Raw genomic sequence first — 22,496 nt, 5'->3', positions numbered from 1 at the left:
CCCGTCGACGGGCTCAGCAGTAGCGGACGGCGCGGTCGTCGCGGACGAAGCCGTAGAGGGCGAGGCCGGCGCGGCGGGCGAGGTCGACGGCGAGGGAGGTGGGGGCGCCGACGGCGACGAGGCTGCCGGTGCCGGCGGCGACGGCCTTCTGCACCAGCTCGAACCCGACCCGGCCCGAGACCACCAGGCAGGCGTCGGCGACGGGCTCGCCGGCCAGCAGGCGGGCGCCGGTCACCTTGTCGACGGCGTTGTGGCGGCCGACGTCCTCGCGGACGACGAGCAGCTCGCCGTCGGCGGTGGCGAGACCGGCCGCGTGGACGCCGCCGGTGCGGTCGAAGACCTTCTGCCGCTCCCGCAGCCGGTCGGGCAGCACCTGGACGACGTCGTCCGCGGGCAGCCGGCCCGACCACGGCCGGCGCGTCGGGGTCGCCAGCGCGCCGGTCACCGAGTCGGAGCCGCACACCCCGCACGCCGACGAGCCGGCCGAGAGGGCGGCGTCCTGCTGGGGGAGCGCGGCGGGCGGGCCGTCGAGGGTGACGGTGACGACGTTGAACTCCTGCTCGGGCGCGAGCGTGGCGTCGGTGCAGTAGGCGACCCGCCCCACCGACTCGGCCACGCCCTCGTGCCGCACCCAGCCGGCCGCGAGCTCGAAGTCGTGGCCGGGCGTGCGCATCGTGACCCACACCCGCCGCGCGGGCGCGCCGGGCCAGGCGAGCCGGATCTCGAGCGGCTCCTCGGTGACGACGCGGTCCTCGCGGGTGCGGTCGGCCTCGGTGACCCGCACCCGCACCGTGGGCCCGGGACGACGCGTGAGCTGCTCGGTCACGACGCGCCCGGCCCCGGCAGCGGCCGGCTCGGCGGCTTCGGGAACGCCCGGCGGACGGCGAGGCGGTGCTCGAGGTCGGAGACCTGGTCGGCCACGGCCCGGCGCACGGCCGGCACCAGCGCGTCGCCGTCGCGCAGCTCGCGCAGCCGGGCCAGCGCGTCGTCGTCGGCCATCGTGCGGGGGAAGAACGCCCGGGCGGCCAGCGCGAGCAGCCAGCCGGCCCGCACGTCGGCGGTGGCCGGCAGGTCGGCGACGTAGCGCTCGACGTAGGGCCTGACCAGCTCGGCCTGTCCGTCGCGCCAGAACCCCTGCCCGGCCGCGTCGACGTCGTGGTTGGCGGCGTCGTCGGCGCCGGTGAACAGCCGCCAGGCGCGCTCCTTGGCCTGCTCGGTGGGCAGCGAGGCGAGGGCCGTGACGTGACCCAGGTGTGCGACCGAGCTGACCTCGCGGGCCAGCTCGGCGTCGAGCTCGGGGACGTCGACGGCGCCGAGCGTCGCCAGCTGCACCAGCAGCCGCCACCGCACGTCGAGGTCGACCTCGACCCCGTCGGGCGCCTGCGCGAGCCAGCCGCGCAGCCGGTCGGGGTCGCGGCACAGGAGCACCGCGGTGCGGAACGCGGAGAGCTGCAGCTCGCCGGCCGGCTCGGCCGACGCGGTCAGCTCGAGCGCGGCGCCGAGCAGCCGCTCCGCCGCACCGGGGGAGGCGGCGGGCACGACCTCGCCCAGCAGCCACGGACGCGTGTGGCCGTCGGTGTCGTGGGCCGGCAGCGCGGCCACGGCGAGGTCGACGACGAGGTCGGGGTCGACGGCCAGCTGCCGGTAGCCGCTCTTGACGTTGTTCCACGCCGCCGCCCGCAGCAACGGGTCCGTGACGCGCGGCAGCTCGTCACGCAGGGCGCCGAGGGTGACGGCGTCCGGCACGTAGACGCCCCAGCTCTGCTCCCACGGGTCGAGGACGACGGCCGCGTCGTCGGGCGGGGCGGCGCCGTCGAGCGGGGTCGCGGCGTCGGCGAGGGTCACGGTCGACGTCGCGACCTCACCACCGCGCAGGACGGCCAGGTCGAAGCGGTGGGTGCGCTCGGCGGGGTGGTCGGCGGGCGCGGTGCGGTGCAGGACGCCGGCGGCCCGGTCGAGGCGGACGACGTCGGCGCCGGCGGTGCGCAGCCACTGGTCGACCACGTCGGCGAGGTCACCGGCCCCGGCCCGCTCCCAGCTCGCGAACAGGTCGTGCATGGTGGCGTTGCCGAACCGGTGGGTGGTCAGGTGGTCGACCACGCCCGCGAAGAAGACGTCGTCGCCGAGCCGGGTGCACAGCTGCTTGAGCACGCTGGAGCCCTTGGCGTAGGAGATGCCGTCGAAGTTCTGCAGCGCGGCCTGCGCGTCGGCGGCCCCGTTGCCGGCGACCGGGTGGGTGCTGGGGCGCGCGTCGGCGGTGAGGCCCCACTGGCGGCGCGCCCACGCCACCTGCTCCCACGCGTCGTCGTACTGCGTGACGTCGGCGGTGAGCCGGTTGCCCATGTACTCGGCGAACGACTCGTTGAGCCACAGGTCGTCCCACCACACGGGCGTGACGATGTTGCCGAACCACTGGTGCGCCATCTCGTGGGCGACGGTCGAGGCGCGCGAGATGCGCACGCCGCGGGTGACGCGGGTGTCGAAGACGAGCTGGTCGCGGAAGGTGACGCAGCCGGGGTTCTCCATCGCGCCGGCGTTGAACTCCGGCACGAACGCCTGGTGGTACTCGCCGAACGGGTAGCGGATGCCGAAGAGCCGGTGGAACTCGTCGAAGCACTGCCGGGTCAGCGTGAACAGCTCGTCGGCGTCCTTGTCGAGGTGCGGTGCGAGCGCCTGGCGCGAGCTGAGCCCCAGGCCGATGCCGTCGTGCTCGTCGCGCAGCACGTGGTACGGCCCGGCGACGAGGGTGACGAAGTAGGTCGAGAGCGGCTGGGTCGGGCCGAGGCTCCACGCGCCGTCGTCGGACGACGGGGCCGTCGCGGGCGCGTTGCCGACGACGGTCCAGCCGTCGGGCGCGGTGACGTGCATCGTGTACGGCGCCTTGAGGTCGGGCTGGTCGAAGCAGGCCCAGACCGACGGCGCGGCGTCCATGAACGACATGACGTAGAGGTAGGTGCGGCCGTCGGCGGGGTCGCGGTGGCGGTGCATGCCCTCGCCGTCGTTGCGGTAGGGCATCGCGGCGTCGACGACCAGCTCGTGCTCGCCGGCGGGGACGTCGAGGGCGAGCCGGCCGTGCTCGACGGCGGCCGGGTCGAGCGGCTGCCCGTCGAGGCGGACGGCGTGCACCGCGACGGCCTTGACGTCGACGAAGGTGCGGCCCCCGGCGCTCTCGAAGCGCACGGTGGTGACCGAGCCGAAGGTCTCGGCGGTCTCGGCCTCGCGCAGGTCGAGCCGCACCTCGTAGGAGCGGACCGTGAGCAGCTCGGCGCGCTCGCGCGCCTCGGACTGCCGGAGGCTGGGATAGGAGGCGACGCTCACCTCACCGACCCTAGACCGGCCCCGGCGGGCCGCACGCCATGGAGCCCCGGCCCAGAAGGGCCGGGGCTCCGCGGCCTCCCCCGAGGCGTGGGGTGCGGGCCGAGGTGGTCTCAGCCGCGGGTGGCGAAGTCCTGGACCCAGTAGTGGCCGTAGGTCGAGTCGGGGTCGTAGGCGTAGCCCAGGCCGATCTCCTTGAAGCGGCCCATCAGGTTGGCGCAGTGGCCGGGGCTCTTGAGCCACGCGTCGACGACGGAGGCGGGGTCGCTGTAGCCGGCGGCGATGTTCTCGCCGTAGCGACTCCAGTCGTAGCCGGACCGGGCGATCCGGTCGCCGGGGCTGGCACCGTTGGGCGACTCGTGGGCGAAGAAGTCACGGCGCGCCATGAGGTGCGCGAAGCCGTCGGCGGCGACGTTGAGCCGGGCGTTCAGCTTCACCGGGGCGACGGCCGGGTAGCGCTTGGTGCCGCAGACCCGCGCCTTGCTGCGGGCCCGGTTGACGAGCGTCAGGACGCTGCGCAGGTCGGCATCGAGCCGGGGACGGCGGGTGGTGCGGCTGCCCTGCTTGTACTCGGAGCCGCCGCGGACGGCGTCGACCGTCGAGCTGCCGTCACCGGACCGGCCGGGAGCGGCGTCGGCGCGGACGGCGCCGGCGGTGAGGACGAGGGACAGGAGGGTCGCCAGGGCCGCGACGGCAGCCACGACGGCGATCGTGTTCACGGGCGCGGTGCGGGTGCGTGCACCGACAACGGGGTGGGGGGTGTGGTTCATGGTGGGGGGGGTGGAGGTGGGGGGATGGGGTGGGGGGGTGCCGCATGGGGGGTGCGGCGTGTGCTGATCAGATCGGTCTAGTCAGGGTGCGGCTGTAGCCCTCACCACCAACATCGACCGATCGGTCAGACTTCGGGTTCGATGAGTTTAGAACCGTCTCGGCCGGGGCATCGTCGGTCGCTGAGGACCGTCTCGGCCGGTCTGCGTGGCACGCTCGACCTGTGACCGCGAACCCCGAGGACCCCCGTCCCGACAGCTTCCGCTCCGTGCGGCTCCACCGCACCGGACCCGGCGCCTTCCGCGTCACCAACGACGCCGGCGCCACGATCGACATCGGTGGCGACGAGCCGACCTTCAGCCCCGTCGAGCTGCTGCTGGCGGCGCTCGCCGGGTGCGCGGCCGTCAACGTCGAGGAGATCACCGGACGACGCGCCGAGCCGACCGGCTTCGAGGTGACGGCCGAGGGTCACAAGGTGCGCGACGAGTCCGGCGGGCGGATGAGCGACCTGCGCCTGCTGTTCGAGGTCGCCTTCCCCGACGGCGAGGCCGGGGACGCCGCCCGCGCGGTGCTGCCGCGCACCGTGCGTCAGACCCACGACCGCATCTGCACCGTCTCGCGCACCGTCTCGCTCGGCACCGAGGTCGACTACGTCGTCGCCGGCCAGGACTGACCGGGACGGACGGGAACCACCGGTCGTCCGTGCGAACGTCTCCGTGGGGTTGCCCTTCGACAGGCTCAGGGTCCGTGCGGGGACGTCGACGTCGACCTTCCGGGGTCTCGACGACGGCCTCGCGCGGACGCTCGGCCTGCTCGACCACCGGTGCGTCGAGACCGGGCGGCTGCCGGCGGTCAGCCGACGGTGACGCTCTCGATGTCGACCGGGACGGCCGGCGTCCCGTCGGGCCCGCCCTCGACGGTGCCCTCGGCGGCGGCCTGCGCGACCAGGTCGATGCCCTGGCTGACCTGGCCGAAGATCGTGTAGCCCGGCGGCAGCTGGGTGTCGGGGCCGTCGTAGACGATGAAGAACTGCGAGCCGCCGCTCTGGGGCAGCCCGGTGTTGGCCATGGCCAGCGTGCCGGGGCCGTAGTCGGGCGCGGGCGGGAACTCGTCGGGGATGGTGTAGCCCGGGCCGCCGGTGCCGGTGGCCGTCGGGTCACCGCACTGCAGCACGAAGATGCTCTCGGTGGTCAGGCGGTGGCAGGTGGTGCCGTCGAAGAACCCCTGGTCGGCGAGCGAGACGAAGGAGTTGACCGTGCACGGCGCGCCCGCGGCGTCGAGGTCGAAGACCAGCTCGCCGATGCTGGTGGTGACCTCCGCGGTGACGGTGCCCTGGTCGGAGGCCTGCGCCGGCGGCAGCTGCACCGAGGCGGGCTGGCCGTCGGGCTGGTAGTCGCACTGCACGCTCCCGCCCGGCGCGGCGGACGATGCGGGCCCGGTCGGCGCCGAGTCGCTCGTCGTCGGCTCGGTGGGCTCGGTCGGCTCGGTCGACCCCGGCGTCGCCGGCTCGGACGGCTCTGACGCCTCGGAGGTCGCGTCGGTCGGGGCCGCGGCGCTCGTGCCCGGGTCGGTGCCGGCGTCACCGCCGTCCCCGTCGTCGTCGCCGCAGCCCGCGAGCACCAGGGACAGGAGCAGGGCCGCAGCGGCCGCCGTCAGCTTCCTCACGACGGCGAGCCTAGGTCCTCACTCCCCGTCGTGGGGGCGGGAGGCGTGGCCGGGCCGGCCGGCGCTGCGTCGCAGCTCCTTCATCTCGGCCTCGAACAGGTGACGTCGTCCGCCGACGAGGTCGTCGCGCGCCTGCTGCTCGAGGGCGCGGGCGGTGGCGTAGTAGCCGTCGTCGTACTCCTCGACCACCTGGAACGACCACCGGCCGGGCAGAACGTTGCGGCCGAGCAGCTCGCGGTCGAGCCGGTCGGCGAGCCCGTCGTGGCCGGCGTCGCGGATCAGCGCGGTCGCCTCCTCGAGGGTCGACTCGGCGCTGCCGCACAGCCGGTGGAAGGCGTAGAGGTGGCCGCGGGCGTCCTCCACGTGGTCGAGGGCGGCGGAGAGCTTGCCCAGCGCCTCGACGGTGGCGTCGCTGACACCGTCGGGTCGGCGGTGCTCGTCGTCGGGTGGCATCACCGTCACAACGTGGCACGGACGACCGTGCGCTCTCTACGCTCCTACGCATGAGGCTCGGGCTGCACTACGCGGACTTCTCCCACCCCGACTGGGCCACCCGGCTCGAGGAGCGGCTGGTCGAGACCGCGCGGGTGGCCGACCAGGGCGGCGTCTCGCTGCTGACCGTCATGGACCACTGGTTCCAGATGGAGCAGCTCGGCGGGCCCGAGCAGCCGATGCTCGAGGCCTACACCACCCTCGGGCACCTGGCCGCGGTGACCGAGCGGGTACGGCTCGGCGCGCTGGTCACCGGCGTCACCTACCGGCACCCGGCGCTGCTCGCCAAGCAGGTCACCACCCTCGACCGGCTCTCGCGCGGCCGGGCGCTGCTCGGCATCGGCGCCGCCTGGCACGAGCGCGAGCACGTCGGCCTCGGCGTGCCGTTCCCGTCGACGTCCGAGCGCTTCGAGCGGCTCGAGGAGGCGCTGCAGGTGTGCCTGCGCATGTGGGACGACGGCGCCGGCGGCAGCGAGCCGTTCGAGGGCAGCCACTACCGCGTCGCCGAGCCGCTCTCGGTGCCGGCGCCCTACCAGCGGCCGCACCCGCCGATCCTCGTCGGCGGGTCGGGGGAGCGGAAGACGCTGCGCCTCGTGGCGCGCTACGCCCAGGCGTGCAACCTGTTCGGCGAAGGACCCGAGGTCGTCGCCCACAAGCTCGACGTGCTGCGACGGCACTGCGACGACGCCGGCACCGACTACGACGCGATCGAGAAGACCGTCATCGTCACCGACGACGCCGTCGCCGACCCCGACGGCTTCCTCGCCACCGCGCAGGCCTACGCCGGCCTCGGGGTCGAGACCCTCGTGACCGGCCCGGTCGGCGACGACCCGGTCGGGTGGACGACGCGCCTGGTCGAGACGGTGGTGCCTCGCCTTGAGCAGGTCTAGGACGGCGCTCGCGGCCGCCGCGCTGGCCGCCGTCGTCGGGTGCGGGCTCGTCGGGTGCGGGGTGGCCGAGGGTGAGCCGGCGGCCTCGCCGTCCGCGGTGCCGTCGGCCGAGCCGACCCCGCGGGCCCCGGCGTCCACACCCGACGTGCCGTCGACCGCGCCGTCCACCGCGCCGCCCACCGCGCCCCAGCCGGAGCCGGTGGTCGAGCCCGCGTTCACGGTCAGCGACGGGACGCCGCGCGACGCCCTGCTGACGATCCCCAGGCTGGGCCTGCGCGGCGTCGACGTGCGGACCTACCGCGGGTTCACCGACGACGCTCCCGGCCACGCCATCCAGAACACCGGCATCGCGGCCAGCCCCCACGGGCCCCGCGGTGGCACCGGGCCGGGCGGCATCGGCAACTACCAGGTGACGGCCCACCGGACGTCGTCCACCCGGCTGTTCGAGTTCCTGCCCGACCTGCGTCGCGGCGACCTGGTGAAGGTGCGGGTCGGGGACACCGTCTACGTCTACGAGGTGCGCACGACGCGGATCACCTCGTTCCGCGAGCCGCGGTCGCTGCGCGAGCAGCGGGCGGCCGTGCCGGGCCGCCCCGGTGTCGAGCCGACCCGCGCGATGATCACGCTCTCGACCTGCCGCACCCGCGAGGACCACGCCGAGGGCAACTACTGGTCCGACGAGTTCGACAACCCCGAGCACCGCATCGACAAGATCGGTGTCCTGGTCCGCACGCGGCCGGTCCGGGGCTGACGCCGCGCCCCTCGACCATCGGCGAGGGCCCTTCGACGGGCTCAGGGTGCGTGTGGTCGGGTCGGCGCCGGTGGGCCGGGGGTCTCGAGGCCCGTCGCCAGGGCTCCTCGCACCTCGACCGTCGTCATCCGACGATGGTCGAGGTGCGAGGCCGGCCACGGCCGAGCCTCGAGACCCGGCGCGGTCGAGCGGGGTCAGCGGACGACGGGGAGGCTGACGCTGGAGCGGGAGAGGTCGAGGGTGAGGGGGGTGCCGGCGGGCGGGCGGAGGGTGAAGTCGTGGTCGCTCGACATCACCACCAGCGAGACCCGGCTGCCGTCGGGCAGGCGCTGGTCGAGCGGCTGCAGCCGCACCCGCACCGGGTAGGACCGACCGGGCACGAGGGGCTCGCCGCGCCACAGCGACCGGATGTTCTGGGGGTCGGCGAAGCCCTGGGTGAGCAGCCGCGAGCCGCCGTCGGGGGCGGTGACGCACAGGGCCGCCGTGACGTTGGCGGCGGTGCGGCCGAACGCCAGCCGCAGCCGCGCCACCGGGGACCCGCTGAGGTCGAGCCCCTGCGCCAGCCGCGACGACCGGAAGGTCAGCGCGTGCGCCCGCACCGGCTCGCGGCAGGCCTTGCTCGCGCTCAGCGAGGCGTCGTCGGTGAACCGCAGCCGGCCGCGACCGGGCTGCGCGCCGGGCCGCAGCACCTCGACCGGGCCCTTCGCCTGCCCGAGCGACCAGCGTCGCAGGGCCGAGCCCGGCCGCGGCCAGTCGGCGTACCAGCGCGCGCCGGCCGACGGGCCGTCGTGCGTGACCGCGGCCCGAGGGCCCGAGGCGACCCCGTTGCCCTCGCCGTAGAGGAAGTGGTCGAACCAGCGCACCTGCAGCCGCTCGGGCAGCGGCGTGCCGTGGCCGCCCTGGTCCCACCAGATCTTCACCGGGACGCCGGCCCGCTTGAGCGCGGCGTACCAGCGCGCGGCCTGGTCGGGCTTGACGTTGTCGTCGCCGAACCCGTGCGCGATCAGGACGCCGGCGCGCACGCGGTCGGCGTCGCGCCGCACGTCGCGCTGCGCCCAGAAGCGGGAGTAGTCGCCGGTGCGGCGGTCCTGCTGCCGCTCGAGCCGGTCGATGACGCGGTCGCAGATGCGCTGGTCGGGGCGGGTGTAGTCGAACTCGGCGAGGACGTCGGTGTCCTCGCCCTGGTAGCCGCCGGGCGCGACGACGAGGCCGTCCTGGCGGTAGTAGTCGTACCAGCTGGAGATGGCCGAGATCGGGACGATGGCGCGCAGCCCCTCGACGCCGGTGGCGGCCACCATGTTGGGCAGCGTGCCCTCGTAGGAGACGCCGGCGAGCCCGACGTTGCCGGTCGACCAGCCCGCCGCCACCCGCGTGCCGCCGGGCAGCCGGCCGGTGGCGCGGCCGTTGAGCCAGTCGACGGCCGCCTTGACCCCCGCGGTCTCGAGGCCGTCGCCGACGGTGGGGCAGCCGGTGGAGCGGTTGCTGCCGAGCGAGGCGATGCGCATGAAGGCGTAGCCGCGGCGCGCCCACTGTGCCCCCACCGTCCGGATGCCGGCCAGGAACCCGTCGTAGACCTCCGGCCGCGGCCCGCGCGCCTGGCCGAGCGGCACGTCGACGTCGTGGTTGGGGGTGTCCTTGCAGCAGGAGAAGTAGGGCGAGGCCTGCGCGACCACGGCGAGCCGGCGGCCGTCGACCAGCGCCTTGCGGGGCCGCGTGACCACGACGCGGACGACGTCGCGCGTGCCGTCGAGGTCGCTGTCGACCGCCGTGGTCACGTAGAGCTCGGTGACGACGAGGTCGTCGGGGCCGGCGTCGTTGCGCGGTGGCCGGCCGGGCCGCAGCGGACGCAGCCCGGGCGAGCGCTCGGACGCGGCCGGCGCCGGTCGGGCGAGCAACGCCGCGACCGGCTCGAGACGCCCCGTGGGCCCGGCTCCGGCGTCGTCGTCGGCCCGCACGGTGCCGCACGAGGTGGCGGCGAGCACGAGGGCCAGGACGGCGGCCGAGGATCCCGAGAGTCTGCGCATGGCCGTCATTAGACCCCGACCCACCGACAACCTCCACCGGTCTAGTCCATTCCTCTGACACGGGCCCGCGGCCGCACTAGCGTGGCGCCGTGCCAGGCCGTGCCCCCGTGACCGCGCTGCGCCGACTGCTCGTCCTGACGGTCGGGGCCGCCGCGTCCCTCGCACTCGTGCCCGCCGGTGCCGCGCACGCCGACGACGCCTCGCTCGTGGTGACCGTGCAGGACGTCGACCGGGCCTTCCCGGCCGAGGCCACCGACCCGCTCGACCCCGCGGTGACGATCACCGCCGAGTCCGACAGCGTCCCGCCCGAGGACATCGACGCGGACGTCGTCGACCTGCCGCCCGGCCTGGCGCTCGAGCAGACCGGGCCGGCCGCGTGGGTCGTCACGGGCACCCCGACCCAGGTCGGCGGGACGACGGCCCGCGTCGACGTCTCGGACGGGGTCGCCGCGACCCAGCAGGTCACGTTCGAGGCCCAGGTGGTCGCGGACTCCGCCACCGTCACCAACACCACGCCGCCCACCGCGACCGCCGCCCCCGGCGAGCCGATCACCCTGACCGCCACGGTCGTCGACGAGGACGGCACGGGCACGCCGTCCGGGCAGGTCGTCCTCACCGACGGCGCCGACGAGCTCTGCCGGGGCACCGTCGACGACGGCACGGCGTCGTGCACGGTCGACGCCGCGTTCCCGGCCCAGGCCACCAGCCGCACCTACCAGGTCGTCGCGACCCTCGACAGCGACCAGTACGCCGGCAGCGACGGCCCCGACGCCCTCACCGTGACCCGGCCCGAGCCCGCCTCGCTCACCGTCGGCGGCACCGCGCCCGGTGCCACGGTCACCGTCGCCACCACCGACCCGATCGACCCCGAGCCCACGCTCACCGCCACGTCGAACACCGTGCCCGACGCCGAGCTGACCGCGAGCGCCGTCGGCCTGCCCGCCGGGCTCTCGCTCGTCCGTCCCGACCCGGCCGCGGCCGCGTGGGTCGTGCGTGGCACCGCCACCGGCGCACCGGGCAGCTTCCCGGCGACCCTCACCGTGAGCGACGGCCCCGGCGGGGCCGACGACGTCGAGGTCACGACCACCGTCGTCGTGACGAAGGACGACGCCACCGTCACCTTCACCGGCGGCAGCCCGACCACCGTCGCCCCGGGCGAGGCGGTCACGCTGACCGCGACGGTCGCCGACCCCGACGGGTCGGGCACCCCGACCGGCGCGGTGGTCTTCACCTCCGGCGGCACCGAGCTGTGCACCGACGAGAGCGTCGTGGCCGGCGCGGCGTCCTGCACCTTCCCCGCGTCGTTCGCCGCGGGCACGGGCACGCGCACCTACCAGGTCGTCACCACGCTCGAGAGCGAGCGCTACACCGGCGCCGACGGTCCCGACCCGCTCACGCTCGACCTCACGCCCACGCTCACGGTGACGGGCCCCACCGGCCCGGTCGCGGCCACGGCGTCCGAGCCGATCGCGGACGGCGTCACCGTCACCGCCGACTCGAACGTGCGCGACGACGCCGACCTCACCGCCACCGCCACCGGCCTGCCCGACGGGCTGAGCCTGGTGCGGCCCGACACCGACGAGGCCGCCTGGACCGTCACCGGCCGGGTCACCGCCGCGGCCGGCAGCTACCCGGTCGTCGTCACCGTCTCCGACGGCGCCGGGGGAGCGGCCGACGCCGTGGCCGCCTTCACGATCACCGTCGCGAAGGACGCCGCCACCCTGGTCTACGACGGCCGCCGCACGTTCAAGGCAGCCCGCACCGGCGACGACGTCGTCGAGGTCACCTTCGCCGTCGTCGCGGCCGACCTCGACGCCCACCCGCTCCCGGTCACCGGCCGCGTGCTGGTCACCGACGGCGTCGGCGGCGAGTCCCTCTGCGGCGGGGCCGGTGACGAGGACGGCGTCGCCATCAGCGACGGCCGCGTCACCTGCACCTTCGGCGCCGACCTCGTCACCGCCAGCCGCACCTACGACCTCGTCGCGACGCTCGACAGCCCGCAGTACACCGGTGAGGTCACCACCGAGGTCGTCGTCAGCACCGACCCGGTGCTCGAGGTCGCCACCACGGCCACCGACCCGGTCACGGTCGTGGCCACCGACCCCGTCGTCGACGGACCCACCATCACCGCCGGCTCCAACGTGGTCGGCGGCGAGGCGATCACCGCCACGGTCGCGGGCCTGCCCGCCGGCCTCGCCCTCACCAAGACCGTCGACGGCGACGGCAACGCCGTCCTCACCCTCACCGGCACGCCGGACGCCGACGCGGGCACCTACGCCGCCACCGTCACGGTCTCCGACGGCCCGGGCAACGCCGCCGACGAGGTCGTCACCCTCACCGTCGTCGTCGAGCGCGACGACGCCACCCTCGCCTACACCGGGCCCACCACGCAGGACGTCGACCGCAGCGGCCAGGCCGTCACGGTGAGCGCCACCGTGGTCGACGCGGACGGTTCGGCGCCCGTCACCGGCTCGGTCGCCTTCGCCGACGGCGCCACCACGCTCTGCACCGCCCCGGTCGTCGACGGCGCCGCCACGTGCTCCTTCGCCGCCACCTTCACCGGCCGCAGCCGCACCTACGCGGTCACCGCCACGCTCGCCGGCCCGCGCTTCGCGGGCGCCACCGCGCAGCCCACCGGTCTGGTCGTCGGCGACGTCGCCGCGCCGGCGCGTCCCACCATCACGGCCGGACCCCGGGCGGGCTCGATCGTGCTGGCCGACCAGCTGACCTTCCGCTACTCCGCCGAGGCCGGCGCCCGCGTGCAGTGCCGCCTCACCGGTGCCTGGGCCGCCTGCCCGGCGGGCGGCGTCACCTACGACCGGCCCGCCGCCGGCACCCACGACTTCCGGGTGCGCGCGATCGACTCCGCCGGCAACGTCTCGCCGGTGCTCGCCCGCCGCGTGGTCGTCCCCGTCGACGACCGGGCGATGACGTCGTCCGGACCCTGGCAGAAGCGGACGACGCCCTCGGCCTACCGCGGCACCTACGCCGCCGTGGTCAAGCGCGGCGCCTCGCTGACCTACCGCCTCGACCGCGCGACGTCGGTCTCGCTGGTGGTGACGAAGTCGCCCGGCTACGGCGGCGTCGACGTCTTCCTCGGCAACCGCAGGCTGAGGACCGTCAACAGCACCGCCGCCCCGACCACCCGCTTCCGTCAGCTGGTGAAGGTCGCCGACTTCTCCACGCCCACCAGCGGCACCCTGCGCGTGGTCACCCACGGCGCCTCGCAGGTGGTCGTCGAGGGGCTGGCCGTCACCCGCGCCACGGTCGGCTGAGCACCCGCTCGGCGAACCGCCGTCCGACCAGCTGGTGGGCCTCGGCGTCGAGGTGCAGCTCGTCGGGCAGGGGCAGTCGGACGACGTCGTCCGGGCCGAACAGCTCGAGCCCGTCGAGGTAGGCCAGCGCCGGGTCGGCGGTCTGCCGCTCGGCGACCACGCGGGCGAGCTCGTCGCGCACCACGCGCAGCGTGAGGCGCCCCGCCGCGACCTCGGCGGGGTCGCCGGTCGCCCTGAAGGCGACGCGGCCGGTGGCGAAGGCGTCGAGGTCCATCGCGGCGGGGCCGGGGGTGTCCTCGTGGATCGGGCAGGCCAGCGCCGAGACGACGACCAGCGGGGTGTCGGGGTGGCCGTCGCGGATGGTGTCGAGGAAGCCGTGGACGGCGGGACCCAGCGCCCGGCGGCGCATCAGGTCGGCGTTGACCAGGTTGATGCCGAGCTTGACGCTGAGGACGTCGGCCGGCACGTCGCGCATCACGCGCGCCACGAACGGGTCGAGCAGGGCGCTGCCGCCGAGACCGAGGTTGACCAGCTCGACGCCCGCCTGCCGCGCGGCGACCGCCGGCCAGGTGCCGGTGGGGCGCTCGGCGTTCGAGCCGTGGCTGATCGAGCTGCCGTGGTGCAGCCACACCGGCCGCTCGACCGCGGACGCCGGCTCCACCGGCGCGTCGGTGTGCAGGGCCACCAGCTCGGTGGCCTCGTCGTGCGGCAGCCAGACCTCGACGTCGACCGGCCGCCCCGGCAGTCCCGCGAACCGCACCCGGCCCGGCTCGCCGGGCCGCAGCTCGGGCGCGCCGCCGGCGAGGTCGACGACGAGCGTGCGGCCGCCGGGCACGGTGCCCGAGGCGACCACCTCGCCGTCCACCACGAGCTCGTGGACGCCGTCGGGCCGCGGCGGCAGCCCCGGGTAGAGCCGCTTGGTGGGCAGCGTCTCGAGCTCGACGACGCTCGCCGCCGTGCGGAAGACGAGACGGCCGCCGGAGGGCTGCGACTGCACCAGGTCGAGCTGCGGGTCGCGCGCCTGCGCCCGGGCCCAGGCGGGCAGCCGGTGGGGGAGCAGGCCGACCTCGCCCGGCTCGGGGGCCAGGACGCCGCGCAGCAGGTCGGGCGTGATCGGCGTGCGGGTCAGGGGCGGGGTGGTCATGAGGTGCTCCGGCTCCAGGTGGTGAAGAGGGTGTCGAGGGCGTCGACGACGCGGGTCCAGGTGCTGGTGGGACTCGGCCGGCTGTGGTCGAACCCGCCGCTCGCCTCGAGTCGGACGAAGCCGTGCACGGCGGCGCCGATGATGCGGACGGCGTGGGTCTCGTCGGGCTCGCCGAGGCGGTAGCCGCGCAGCACCGCGCGGTTGAGGGCGGCGTGCCGCGGGCCGGCGCTCCCGGCCGCGGTGTCGGGGTCGAGCCGCAGCTGGGCGGCGTCGTAGCGGCCGGGGTGGGCGCGGGCGTAGTCGCGGTAGACGTCGGCGAGCGCGGCCAACGCGTCGCGGCCCGACCGGCCGGCGACGGCGTCCACGGCGAGGTCGGCCATCTCCTCGAGCGCCAGCAGCGCGACCCGGACGCGGAGCGCCTCCGTGCCCGCCACGTGGGAGTACAGGCTGGCGGGCCGCACCCCGAACCGCCGTGCGAGGGCGGCGACGCTCACGGCCTCCAGGCCCTCGGCGTCGGCCAGCTCGGCGGCGGCCGTGGTGAGCCGCTCGGCGGTCAGGCCCGCGCGCGGCACGGTGCTTTCCTACGCATAGTAGGCAATCTAGCGACAGGTGTAGGAGGGAGCCAATCGACGGGGCCGCACGTCCCATCCGCATGCACCGCACGCTCCTGCTGCTCCCCGCCCTGGCCCTCGGCCTGCTCGCCGCCTGCGGCGACGACGACGGCACCGGCTCCGGATCCGGCGGCGCCCCGCCGGCCGGCGGGATCACCGTCGTGGCCAGCGACTGGAACGGGTGGGACCGCGACCACGAGCCGACGCCGGTCAGCCGCACGCTGGCGGCCGAGGAGGGCGCGGCGGTCTCGGTGCCGTGCCCCGTCGGCGGGCCGGTCGAGGTGCGCGTCGAGTCGGTGGACGGCGACGGGGCCGTGCTGCGCACCGACGACGCGATGGCGCCCGAGGGCGAGACCGGCGGGTCGAACCTCAACGACCTCACCGACCGGTTCGAGCTGCCGGCGGGCGACGTCGTCCGCTTCGACACCCCGACGCTCGACGCCGGCTGCGGCTTCGAGGTCACCTGGGCCTGACGGGCGGGTGGGCGTGCGGGGCCGGTGGTCTCGAGGCTCGTCGCCAGGGCTCCTCACACCTCGACCGTCGTCGACGGCGGACTTCCACGATGGTCGAGGTGCGCGGCCGGCCACGGCCGAGCCTCGAGACCCCTGAGCGATCACGTCACCCCGCCCGCACGGACCCTGAGCTCGTCGACGGGCCTGCGGCTCAGCGCGGGGGCGGGGGAGGGGGCAGCGCGTCGGTGGCCTCGAGCTGGCCGAGCCCGGTCAGCATGAGCAGGTCGGCCACGATCGAGCGCAGCTGGGCCAGCACCACCTCGGCGGTCATCTCGCTCGAGCGCTCCACGGCCCCGGAGCGGCCGCCGACCATGAGCAGCGCGTCGCGGGCGGCGACCGCCATCCGGTCGTGCACCAGCTCGTCGACGACGAGGTCGACGGCGTCGGCCAGCTCGAGCGCGAGCCGGGCGTAGGAGTCGGGCACCGGCCGGCGGTGGTAGGCGGCGACCGCCGTCTGCCGCACCAGCACCCGGGTGCTGCGCAGCGAGCGGTCGAGCGGGTCGACGAGGTCGGCCATCTTGCGGAGGCCGGGCTTGTGCCGCACCCGGAACGGCGACGACGCCACCACCGCCATCCCCTCGTCGGCGGCGGCCTGCAGGGTGCGCACCAGCGGGTCGGTCGCGCGGGCCTCGTCGAGCAGGTCGAGACCGCGCTCGGCGTCGCCGTCGCGCATCACCGCCGCGGCCCCGCGCAGCAGCTCGGCCACCTTCGTCAGGACGACGCCCGCCTGCTCCCGCGGACGCCGCAGCGGCGCGGCGGGCACCACGGTGGCGGCGAGCAGGGCCACGGCGCCGCCGACGACGGCGTCGGTCCAGCGCACGAGCGACTCGCCCGGCCCCGGCACGAGCGTGGCGACGAAGATCGCCTGCACGGCCGCCTGGTTGATGAACAGGGTGCCGGCGTCCAGCAGCACGGCGGTGGTCATGGCCAGGCCCACGACGAGCCCGATCTGCCAGGCGCCGCGGCCCAGCCAGGCGACCAGCAGGTCGCTCAGCAGGACGCCGATCGCCACGCCGCAGGTCACCTCGGCGACCCGGCGCAGCCGCTGGCCGTACGACGTCCCGAGGCTGACGACGGCGGCGATCGGGGCGAAGACCGGTGCCGGGTGGCCGAGCAGGTCGTGCGCGATGAACCAGGCGACGGCCGCGGCGATGGCGCACTGCGCGATCTGCCAGCGGCGGTCGCGGAACCGGCTCGCGCGGACGCTCAGCGAGGCGCGGCCGCGCTGCCGCGCGAGGTCGAGGGGAGGGCGCTCCATGGCGGCCCGCTCAGCGCACCCCGCTCGCGAGGCGCGCGGCTCGCGCACCGACCACGTCACCCATGTCACCCATGGCGCGAGCCTGTCACAGCCGCCTACCGGACGCGTCGGTTGTGGGCGAACAGGAAGTCGGTCAGGTACGCGGGGTAGTCGAGGCCGGTGGCGCTGACGAACGGGCCGCCGGGCGGCGCGCCGGCGGGCCAGGCGTGCCCGAGACCGTCGACGGTGACGAGCGAGACCCGCGGGCCACGGGCGTCGGAGTAGACGGTGCCGTCGTCGTCCGGGCGCCCGCCGGGCAGGTCGGCCGGGTCGATCGCCGCGGTGGACGTCGCGCCGTACAGGCCGGCCATCGTCTCGGCGCTCACGGTGGCGTAGCCAGGGGCCGCGAGGCGGTCGTCGGCGCCGTGCACCACCGAGGTCAGCTGGGTGGCGAACGCGCCGCGGTGCCGGCCCGCGAGCGAGGCGCACAGCCGCCGGGCGGTCGCCGCGTCGGTGGCCACCTCACGGGTCTGGGTGGCCGTCGTCCCGATCGTGGGGCCGGCGGCGAGGCCCACGCCGGCGAAGAGGTCGGGGGCCAGGCAGCCGAGCACCATGGCCTCGCCGGCGCCCGACGACACCCCGGCGACGTAGACCTGGTCGGGGTCGACGTCGTAGCGCGGGTCGGCCACCAGGGCGCGGGTCAGGGCGAGCAGGTCGTCGTCGTGGCGCGCGGGGGCGGTGCGGCTGTGGTCGGGGCCGTAGTAGTCCCAGCAGCCCGCCAGGACGCCGCCGTCCGGCACCGTGGGCAGGGCGACGACCATGCCGTGGGCGTCGGCGGTCGCCACCCAGCTGCCCGTGGCCGCCAGCTCGCGGCCGGTCTGCCCGCAGCCGTGCAGGCCGATCATCAGCGCGCGCCCGCGGCCGAGGGTGGGCGCCGTGCCGGGCAGGTGCACCCGCACGTCGAGGCCGGCGACGCCGCGCGTCGTCCAACCGCCCTCGGGCGTCACGCGCGGCTCGGAGGACGCCGTCGGCTCCGGCGTCCCGCAGCCGGCGAGGGTCACGACGACCAGCAGGCTGGCCAGCGCAGCCACGGCCCGGCGCGGGGCGCGGACGGGACGCGCGGCGGGCACGCGCCCACGGTAGGCGGTCGAGACCAGCCGGGTGGTTGTCGGCGGTTCGACGTACGCGGGTTCACGGGCGGCTCTAGGTTGAGCGGCTCCCGACGAAGGGCACCGATGCGCTCCCGCCTGCTCCCCTCGACGCTCGCGCCCGCCCTCGCGGCCGTGGTCGTCGCCGCCGTCCTGTCGCCGCTGCCCTCCTCGACGGCCGCGCCGTCGCCCGGGTCGCCGGCAGCCGCCGGCGTGTGGACGCCGGTCGACGACGAGCCCACGGCGGGCCGCGGCGGGCTGCGGCAGCGGGTCGACCCGACCGACTTCGCCGCCTACCACCTCGACCTCGGCGCGCTCGAGCAGCGGCTGGCGGCCGCCCCGAGCGAGCGCCGTGCCGCCCGCGGGGCCGCGCCGGCCACGGTCGCGGTGCCCTCGCCCGACGGCGAGCTGGTCGACTTCGCGATCGCCGAGTCGCCGGTCATGCAGCGCGGCCTGGCGGCGGCGCACCCCGAGATCACCACCTGGGCCGGCACCACCACCGGCGGCACCCCCGCGAGCATCCGCCTCGACGTGACCCCGATGGGCTTCCACGCCTCGGTGCGCGGCCCCGGCGCCACCTGGTACGTCGACCCCGCCTACACCGGCGCCGACCAGGGCGACGACGCGCTCTACCTGTCCTACCGCGGCTCCGACCTGCCGCCGCGCCAGCGCGGGCTGACCGGCCCCGACGTCCTCGACCCCCGTGACGTCGGCGGCCGGGACGACGGCACGACGCCGGCCCCGCGGGCCGGCGAGGGGCCGGGGCAGGTCGCCGTCCAGCGCACCTACCGGCTGGCGCTCGCCTCCGACCCCAGCTACGCCGCCGCCTTCGGCGCCGCCAACGTGACGGCCGAGAAGGTCACGCTGGTCAACCGGCTCACCCAGGTCTACGGCGACGACCTGTCGATCCGGCTGCTGCTGGTCGACGGCAACGACCGCCTCAACTTCAACACCACCGCCGGCTTCCTCGGCGCCAACGGCCGCTGCGGCGTGCTGCCCTGCTACACCGCCAGCGACGTCGGCTGTTTCGACACCGTCATCGACACCAACCGCGAGGTCCTCGGCCAGGTCGTCGGCGCCGACGCCTACGACGTCGGCCACATCGTCTTCGGGGCCGACGGCGACGGCGGTGGCCTGGCCTACCTCGCCTCGGTCGGCACCGAGGACAAGGCCGGCGGCTGCACCGGCCTCGACCCGCCCATCGGCGACGGGTTCGCCATCGACTACGTGGCCCACGAGCTCGGCCACCAGTTCGCCGCCGAGCACACCTTCAACGGGACGGCGGAGAGCTGCGCCGACGACAACCGCGAGGCGACCACGTCGGTCGAGCCCGGGTCGGGCAGCACGATCATGGGCTACGCCGGCATCTGCGGCATCGACGACCTGCAGCCGCACAGCGACCCGGTCTTCGGCCAGCGCTCGCAGCAGCACATCGCCGACTACACCGTCGAGCAGCCGCTGAACGTGCGCGAGCTGCAGAGCGTCGCGCTCACCGGCTTCGGCGCCGGCGACTCGTTCCGCATCTCCTACGGCGCGACGCCGTCGCGCGCGGTGACGTTCGGGTCGAGCTACACCCTCGCCGGGCTCAAGACGGCCCTCGAGGAGGCCGAGCCGAGCACCGCCACCGCGACCGTCGCCGGCCTCCGTGGCGCCGAGACCCTCGGCCCCGAGGGCTTCACCGTCCGGTGGAGCACCCGGGTCGACATCGCGCGCCCGACCGTCGCCGTCGCCGGCGGCAGCCTCGACGCGATCGTCGGCACGATCGACAACGGCGGGCCCTGGACCAACCGCGGCTACGCCAACCCGGCGCCCACCGGCAACCGCAACCCGGTCGTCACGGCGCCGGCCGACCGCACCATCCCGCCGCGCACGCCGTTCGAGCTCACCGGCTCGGGCACCGACCCCGACGGCGACGCGCTCGTCTACACGTGGGAGCAGAACGACCCCGGCTTCGACGAGGACGCCGACCGCAACCCCGGCACGCCGCTCAACAGCAACACCAAGGACCTCGGGCCGCTGTTCCGCGTCTTCGGCACCTACGCCCCGGTGACCCCGGCCGGCAGTGCGCAGTACGGCTCACCCGGGGCCAACCGGCCCGGCACGAGCCCCTCGCGCTCCTTCCCCGACCTCGCGCAGGTGGTCGCCGGCGCCACCAACGCCGACACGGGCACCTGTCCGCCCTACACCGGCACCGGCGCGTCCCCGGGCCCCGCGCTCGACTGCTTCTCGGAGTTCCTGCCCCGCACCGCGCGCACCATGACGTTCCGGCTGACCGCGCGCGACCTCGGGGGAGCGAACGGCGGCCCCGACGGGGGCACCTCCTACGACGACGTCCTCGTCGGCGTCGCCGGCACCCAGCCGTTCCGGGTCACCTCGCAGGCCACGCCGACCACCGTCACGCAGGGCGCCACCGGCACCGTCACCTGGGACGTCGCCGGCACCACCGCCGCGCCCGTCTCGACGACGCAGGTGAGGGTCACGCTCTCGGCCGACGGCGGCCGCACCTTCCCGTTCGTGCTGCTGGCCGGCACGCCCAACGACGGGTCGGCCGAGGTCGCCTGGCCGCTCGAGGTCGACACCCCACAGGCCCGGATCAGGGTCGAGGCGGTCGGCAACTACTTCTACGACGTCAACGACGCCCCGATCACCATCGCGCCGCCGGCCCCGCCCACCCCGACCCTCACCACCAGCGGCAACGCGGACGGCGCCACCTTCACGGTGCAGTCGTCCGACCCGCTGCCCGAGACGCCGACGATCACCGCGACGTCGAACAGCGTCGCCGGCGGCGCGCTGACGGCGACCGTCCGCGGCCTGCCCTACGGGCTCGACCTCACGCCGACCACCACCACGAGCGACAGCCGCACCTTCACCGTCACCGGCGCCGCGAACGGCGTCCCCGACACCTACCCCGTGACCGTGACCGTCTCCGACGGCGAGGGCGGCGCCGACGACCGCACGGTCTCGTTCACCATCGAGGTGACCACGGACGACGCCACGGTCACCTACACCGGCGAGACCGCCAGCACCGGCGACCCGCTCACCCTGGCCGCCACCGTCGTCGACGCCGACACGCCGTCCAACCTCCTCATCGGGCTCGTCGTCTTCACCGACCGGGTGACCGGCGACGAGCTGTGCGTCGCCGGCAACGACTTCGGCGACGCGTCGTGCACCGTCGAGGTGCCGGTCGCCCGCACCCTCGAGGTGGTCGCGACGCTGGACGACGACAGCCACGTGGGCGCCTCGGAGCCGGTGACCGTCGTGGTCGAGCCCCCCGACGAGCCCATCCTGGCCATCGGCGGCCGGGCCGAGAACCGGCGCTTCACCGCGGCGTCGTCCGACCCCCTCCAGGAGGCGCCGACCGTCGTGGCCACGTCGAACCGGGTGCCCGGCAGCGCGATCACCGCGACCGCCACGGGTCTGCCCGACGGCCTGAGCGTCGTGGCGTCCGAGACCTCCGGCTCCAGCCGCACCTTCACGCTCGTCGGCGTCGCGGACGCCGACCCGGGCGAGTACCGGGTCACCATGACCGTCTCCGACGGCCCGGGCAACGCCGAGGACCGCACCGTGCCGTTCGTCGTCGCCGTCGTCGTCGACCTCGCCACGGTGACCTACACCGGCGACACCACCGGCGCCGGCGGCCCGCTCACGCTCAAGGCGTCGGTCGTCGACGACGACGCCCACCCGGGTCGGGTCTACGGCACCGTGTACTTCACCGACCGGGCCGGCAACGAGAGCCTGTGCAACGCCCCGCTGCTCTCCGGTGTCGCGACGTGCACCGTCCCCGCGCCGGCGAACCGCACCTACGACCTCCTCGTCGTCCTCGACAGCGTCCGCTACGCCGGCACCGTCGACACGGCCACCGTCGTCGTCGAGGTCGACACCACGCCGCCGACCGCGCGCATCACCCGCGGACCCGCGCCCGACGCGATCGTCACGACCCGCGACGTCGTCTTCGAGATCGCCTCCGAGCCGCGGGCGTACCTCACCTGCATCCTGCGCGGCATCGCGCAGCGCTGCGACGACGGCCGCGTGACCTACCGCGACCTGCCCGCCGGCACCCACGAGCTGGTCGTCGACGCCTCCGACCGCGCCGGCAACGTCGACCCGCGCGCGGCCACCCGCCGGTTCACGGTGCCGGTCGACGACGCCGCGTTCGCCAAGCGCGCCGGCTCGTGGCGGCGCGTGAAGCGCGCCGACGCCTTCCGCGGCTCCTACCTCACCACCGGCCGTCCGGGCGCCTGGCTGACCTACCGCGTCAGCCGGGCGACGGCGCTGTCGCTGGTGGTCGACACCGGCCCGCGCCGCGGCCGCGTCGAGGTGCTCCTCGGCGACCAGCGGCTCAAGGCCTTCGGGACGACGAGCCCCACCCGCCGCAGCCGGGTCGTCGTGCCGGTCGCGCGGTTCGGGACGCCGCGCTCGGGCCTGGTGCGCGTGCGCACCCTCGGCGCGGCCGAGGTGCAGGTCGACGGCCTCGCCGTGGTCACCGCGCGCCCCAGCGGCCGCCCGGCCCACGTGTCGCGGGCGGGCCTGACGCTCTGAGCCCCCCGGCGGATGCCCGTCGACAGGCTCAGGGTCCGTGGGGTGGAGATCGGCTGCCGACGATGGTCGAGGTGCGAGGAGCCCTGGCGACGAGCCTCGAGACCACCGGCCTGTCGAGGCCAGGC

General features: G+C 75.7%; 16 protein-coding genes. 6 read left to right on the top strand and 10 right to left on the bottom strand.

Going from position 1 to position 22,496, the window contains the following annotated elements; all coding sequences use genetic code 11:
* Positions 1–13 precede the first annotated feature (13 nt).
* From ABEA04_RS11345 to ABEA04_RS11335, 3 genes are all read right to left on the bottom strand, one after another.
* Positions 14–826: a formate dehydrogenase accessory sulfurtransferase FdhD gene (locus tag ABEA04_RS11345; protein ID WP_345458401.1), complete on the bottom strand. Its 813-nt coding sequence runs from the start codon at positions 824–826 to the stop codon at positions 14–16.
* Positions 823–3,318, bottom strand: coding sequence for an aminopeptidase N (gene pepN / locus ABEA04_RS11340; RefSeq protein WP_345458399.1), 2,496 nt, complete (start codon positions 3,316–3,318; stop codon positions 823–825). Before pepN ends, ABEA04_RS11345 begins: the two co-directional genes overlap by 4 nt.
* A 110-nt stretch (positions 3,319–3,428) precedes the next feature.
* The gene (locus tag ABEA04_RS11335) at positions 3,429–4,016 is read right to left on the bottom strand and encodes a CAP domain-containing protein (RefSeq protein WP_345458397.1); all 588 of its coding nucleotides are present in this window, start codon (positions 4,014–4,016) and stop codon (positions 3,429–3,431) included.
* A gap of 290 nt (positions 4,017–4,306) precedes the next feature.
* Here ABEA04_RS11335 and ABEA04_RS11330 point away from each other — a divergent pair, with 290 nt between their 5' ends.
* Positions 4,307–4,756: an OsmC family protein gene (locus tag ABEA04_RS11330; protein ID WP_345458395.1), complete on the top strand. Its 450-nt coding sequence runs from the start codon at positions 4,307–4,309 to the stop codon at positions 4,754–4,756.
* 179 nt (positions 4,757–4,935) lie between these two features.
* On the opposite strand, the gene ABEA04_RS11325 is transcribed toward ABEA04_RS11330, so the two are convergent.
* Together ABEA04_RS11325 and ABEA04_RS11320 are read right to left on the bottom strand one after the other, a co-directional pair.
* On the bottom strand, positions 4,936–5,748 hold the full coding sequence (locus tag ABEA04_RS11325) for a peptidylprolyl isomerase (protein ID WP_345458393.1): 813 nt from the start codon (positions 5,746–5,748) through the stop codon (positions 4,936–4,938).
* A gap of 18 nt (positions 5,749–5,766) precedes the next feature.
* Complete coding sequence (locus ABEA04_RS11320) at positions 5,767–6,201, bottom strand: hypothetical protein (RefSeq protein ID WP_345460310.1); 435 nt, start codon at positions 6,199–6,201, stop codon at positions 5,767–5,769.
* Positions 6,202–6,251: 50 nt separating this feature from the next.
* Here ABEA04_RS11320 and ABEA04_RS11315 point away from each other — a divergent pair, with 50 nt between their 5' ends.
* Positions 6,252–7,130: an LLM class F420-dependent oxidoreductase gene (locus ABEA04_RS11315; protein ID WP_345458391.1), complete on the top strand. Its 879-nt coding sequence runs from the start codon at positions 6,252–6,254 to the stop codon at positions 7,128–7,130.
* Positions 7,117–7,881, top strand: coding sequence for a sortase domain-containing protein (locus ABEA04_RS11310; RefSeq protein WP_345458388.1), 765 nt, complete (start codon positions 7,117–7,119; stop codon positions 7,879–7,881). The genes ABEA04_RS11315 and ABEA04_RS11310 overlap by 14 nt, the downstream gene beginning before the upstream one ends.
* Positions 7,882–8,075: 194 nt before the next feature.
* Here ABEA04_RS11310 and ABEA04_RS11305 read toward each other — a convergent pair whose 3' ends face one another.
* Complete coding sequence (locus ABEA04_RS11305; protein WP_345458386.1) at positions 8,076–9,905, bottom strand: CocE/NonD family hydrolase; 1,830 nt, start codon at positions 9,903–9,905, stop codon at positions 8,076–8,078.
* 89 nt (positions 9,906–9,994) lie between these two features.
* Between ABEA04_RS11305 and ABEA04_RS11300 the strand changes: the two genes are divergently transcribed.
* A complete protein-coding gene (locus ABEA04_RS11300) occupies positions 9,995–13,180 on the top strand; it encodes a putative Ig domain-containing protein (protein ID WP_345458384.1) in 3,186 nt (1,061 codons plus the stop codon).
* Here the strand turns inward: ABEA04_RS11300 and ABEA04_RS11295 are convergent.
* Positions 13,158–14,324 carry an SGNH/GDSL hydrolase family protein gene (locus tag ABEA04_RS11295; protein ID WP_345458382.1) on the bottom strand — a complete coding sequence of 389 codons (1,167 nt, stop codon included), beginning with the start codon at positions 14,322–14,324 and terminating at the stop codon, positions 13,158–13,160. The two genes, ABEA04_RS11300 and ABEA04_RS11295, sit on opposite strands and share 23 nt — an antisense overlap.
* Positions 14,321–14,896 carry a TetR/AcrR family transcriptional regulator gene (locus ABEA04_RS11290; RefSeq protein WP_345458380.1) on the bottom strand — a complete coding sequence of 192 codons (576 nt, stop codon included), beginning with the start codon at positions 14,894–14,896 and terminating at the stop codon, positions 14,321–14,323. The genes ABEA04_RS11295 and ABEA04_RS11290 overlap by 4 nt, the downstream gene beginning before the upstream one ends.
* A gap of 80 nt (positions 14,897–14,976) precedes the next feature.
* Here ABEA04_RS11290 and ABEA04_RS11285 point away from each other — a divergent pair, with 80 nt between their 5' ends.
* Positions 14,977–15,408, top strand: a complete 432-nt coding sequence (locus ABEA04_RS11285) for a hypothetical protein (RefSeq protein WP_345458378.1) — start codon at positions 14,977–14,979, stop codon at positions 15,406–15,408.
* A 190-nt stretch (positions 15,409–15,598) separates the two neighbouring features.
* Here the strand turns inward: ABEA04_RS11285 and ABEA04_RS11280 are convergent, their stop codons facing one another.
* Entirely contained in the window at positions 15,599–16,705 is a 1,107-nt protein-coding gene (locus ABEA04_RS11280) for an FUSC family protein (RefSeq protein ID WP_345458376.1), read from the bottom strand.
* Positions 16,706–16,800: 95 nt separating this feature from the next.
* Positions 16,801–17,814: an extracellular catalytic domain type 1 short-chain-length polyhydroxyalkanoate depolymerase gene (locus tag ABEA04_RS11275; protein ID WP_345458374.1), complete on the bottom strand. Its 1,014-nt coding sequence runs from the start codon at positions 17,812–17,814 to the stop codon at positions 16,801–16,803.
* Positions 17,815–17,919: 105 nt separating this feature from the next.
* Here ABEA04_RS11275 and ABEA04_RS11270 point away from each other — a divergent pair, with 105 nt between their 5' ends.
* On the top strand, positions 17,920–22,371 hold the full coding sequence (locus ABEA04_RS11270; RefSeq protein ID WP_345458372.1) for a reprolysin-like metallopeptidase: 4,452 nt from the start codon (positions 17,920–17,922) through the stop codon (positions 22,369–22,371).
* Positions 22,372–22,496: the final 125 nt, after the last annotated feature.

It is taken from the genome of Nocardioides marinquilinus, from assembly GCF_039543705.1.
GTDB classification, from domain to species: Bacteria; Actinomycetota; Actinomycetes; order Propionibacteriales; family Nocardioidaceae; genus Nocardioides; species Nocardioides marinquilinus.
Note: the sequence above shows the minus strand (reverse complement) of the source record. Positions and strands in the feature narration are given on the sequence as shown.

Excerpts from the sequence above, each read along its gene's own strand:
- ABEA04_RS11285 (WP_345458378.1), top strand. The coding sequence starts at position 14,977 with ATGCACCGCACGCTCCTGCTGCTCCCCGCCCTGGCCCTCGGCCTGCTC.
- ABEA04_RS11280 (WP_345458376.1), bottom strand. The coding sequence starts at position 16,705 with ATGGAGCGCCCTCCCCTCGACCTCGCGCGGCAGCGCGGCCGCGCCTCG.
- ABEA04_RS11295 (WP_345458382.1), bottom strand. The coding sequence starts at position 14,324 with ATGACCACCCCGCCCCTGACCCGCACGCCGATCACGCCCGACCTGCTG.
- ABEA04_RS11270 (WP_345458372.1), top strand. The coding sequence starts at position 17,920 with ATGCGCTCCCGCCTGCTCCCCTCGACGCTCGCGCCCGCCCTCGCGGCC.
- ABEA04_RS11315 (WP_345458391.1), top strand. The coding sequence starts at position 6,252 with ATGAGGCTCGGGCTGCACTACGCGGACTTCTCCCACCCCGACTGGGCC.
- ABEA04_RS11305 (WP_345458386.1), bottom strand. The coding sequence starts at position 9,905 with ATGCGCAGACTCTCGGGATCCTCGGCCGCCGTCCTGGCCCTCGTGCTC.
- ABEA04_RS11320 (WP_345460310.1), bottom strand. The coding sequence starts at position 6,201 with ATGCCACCCGACGACGAGCACCGCCGACCCGACGGTGTCAGCGACGCC.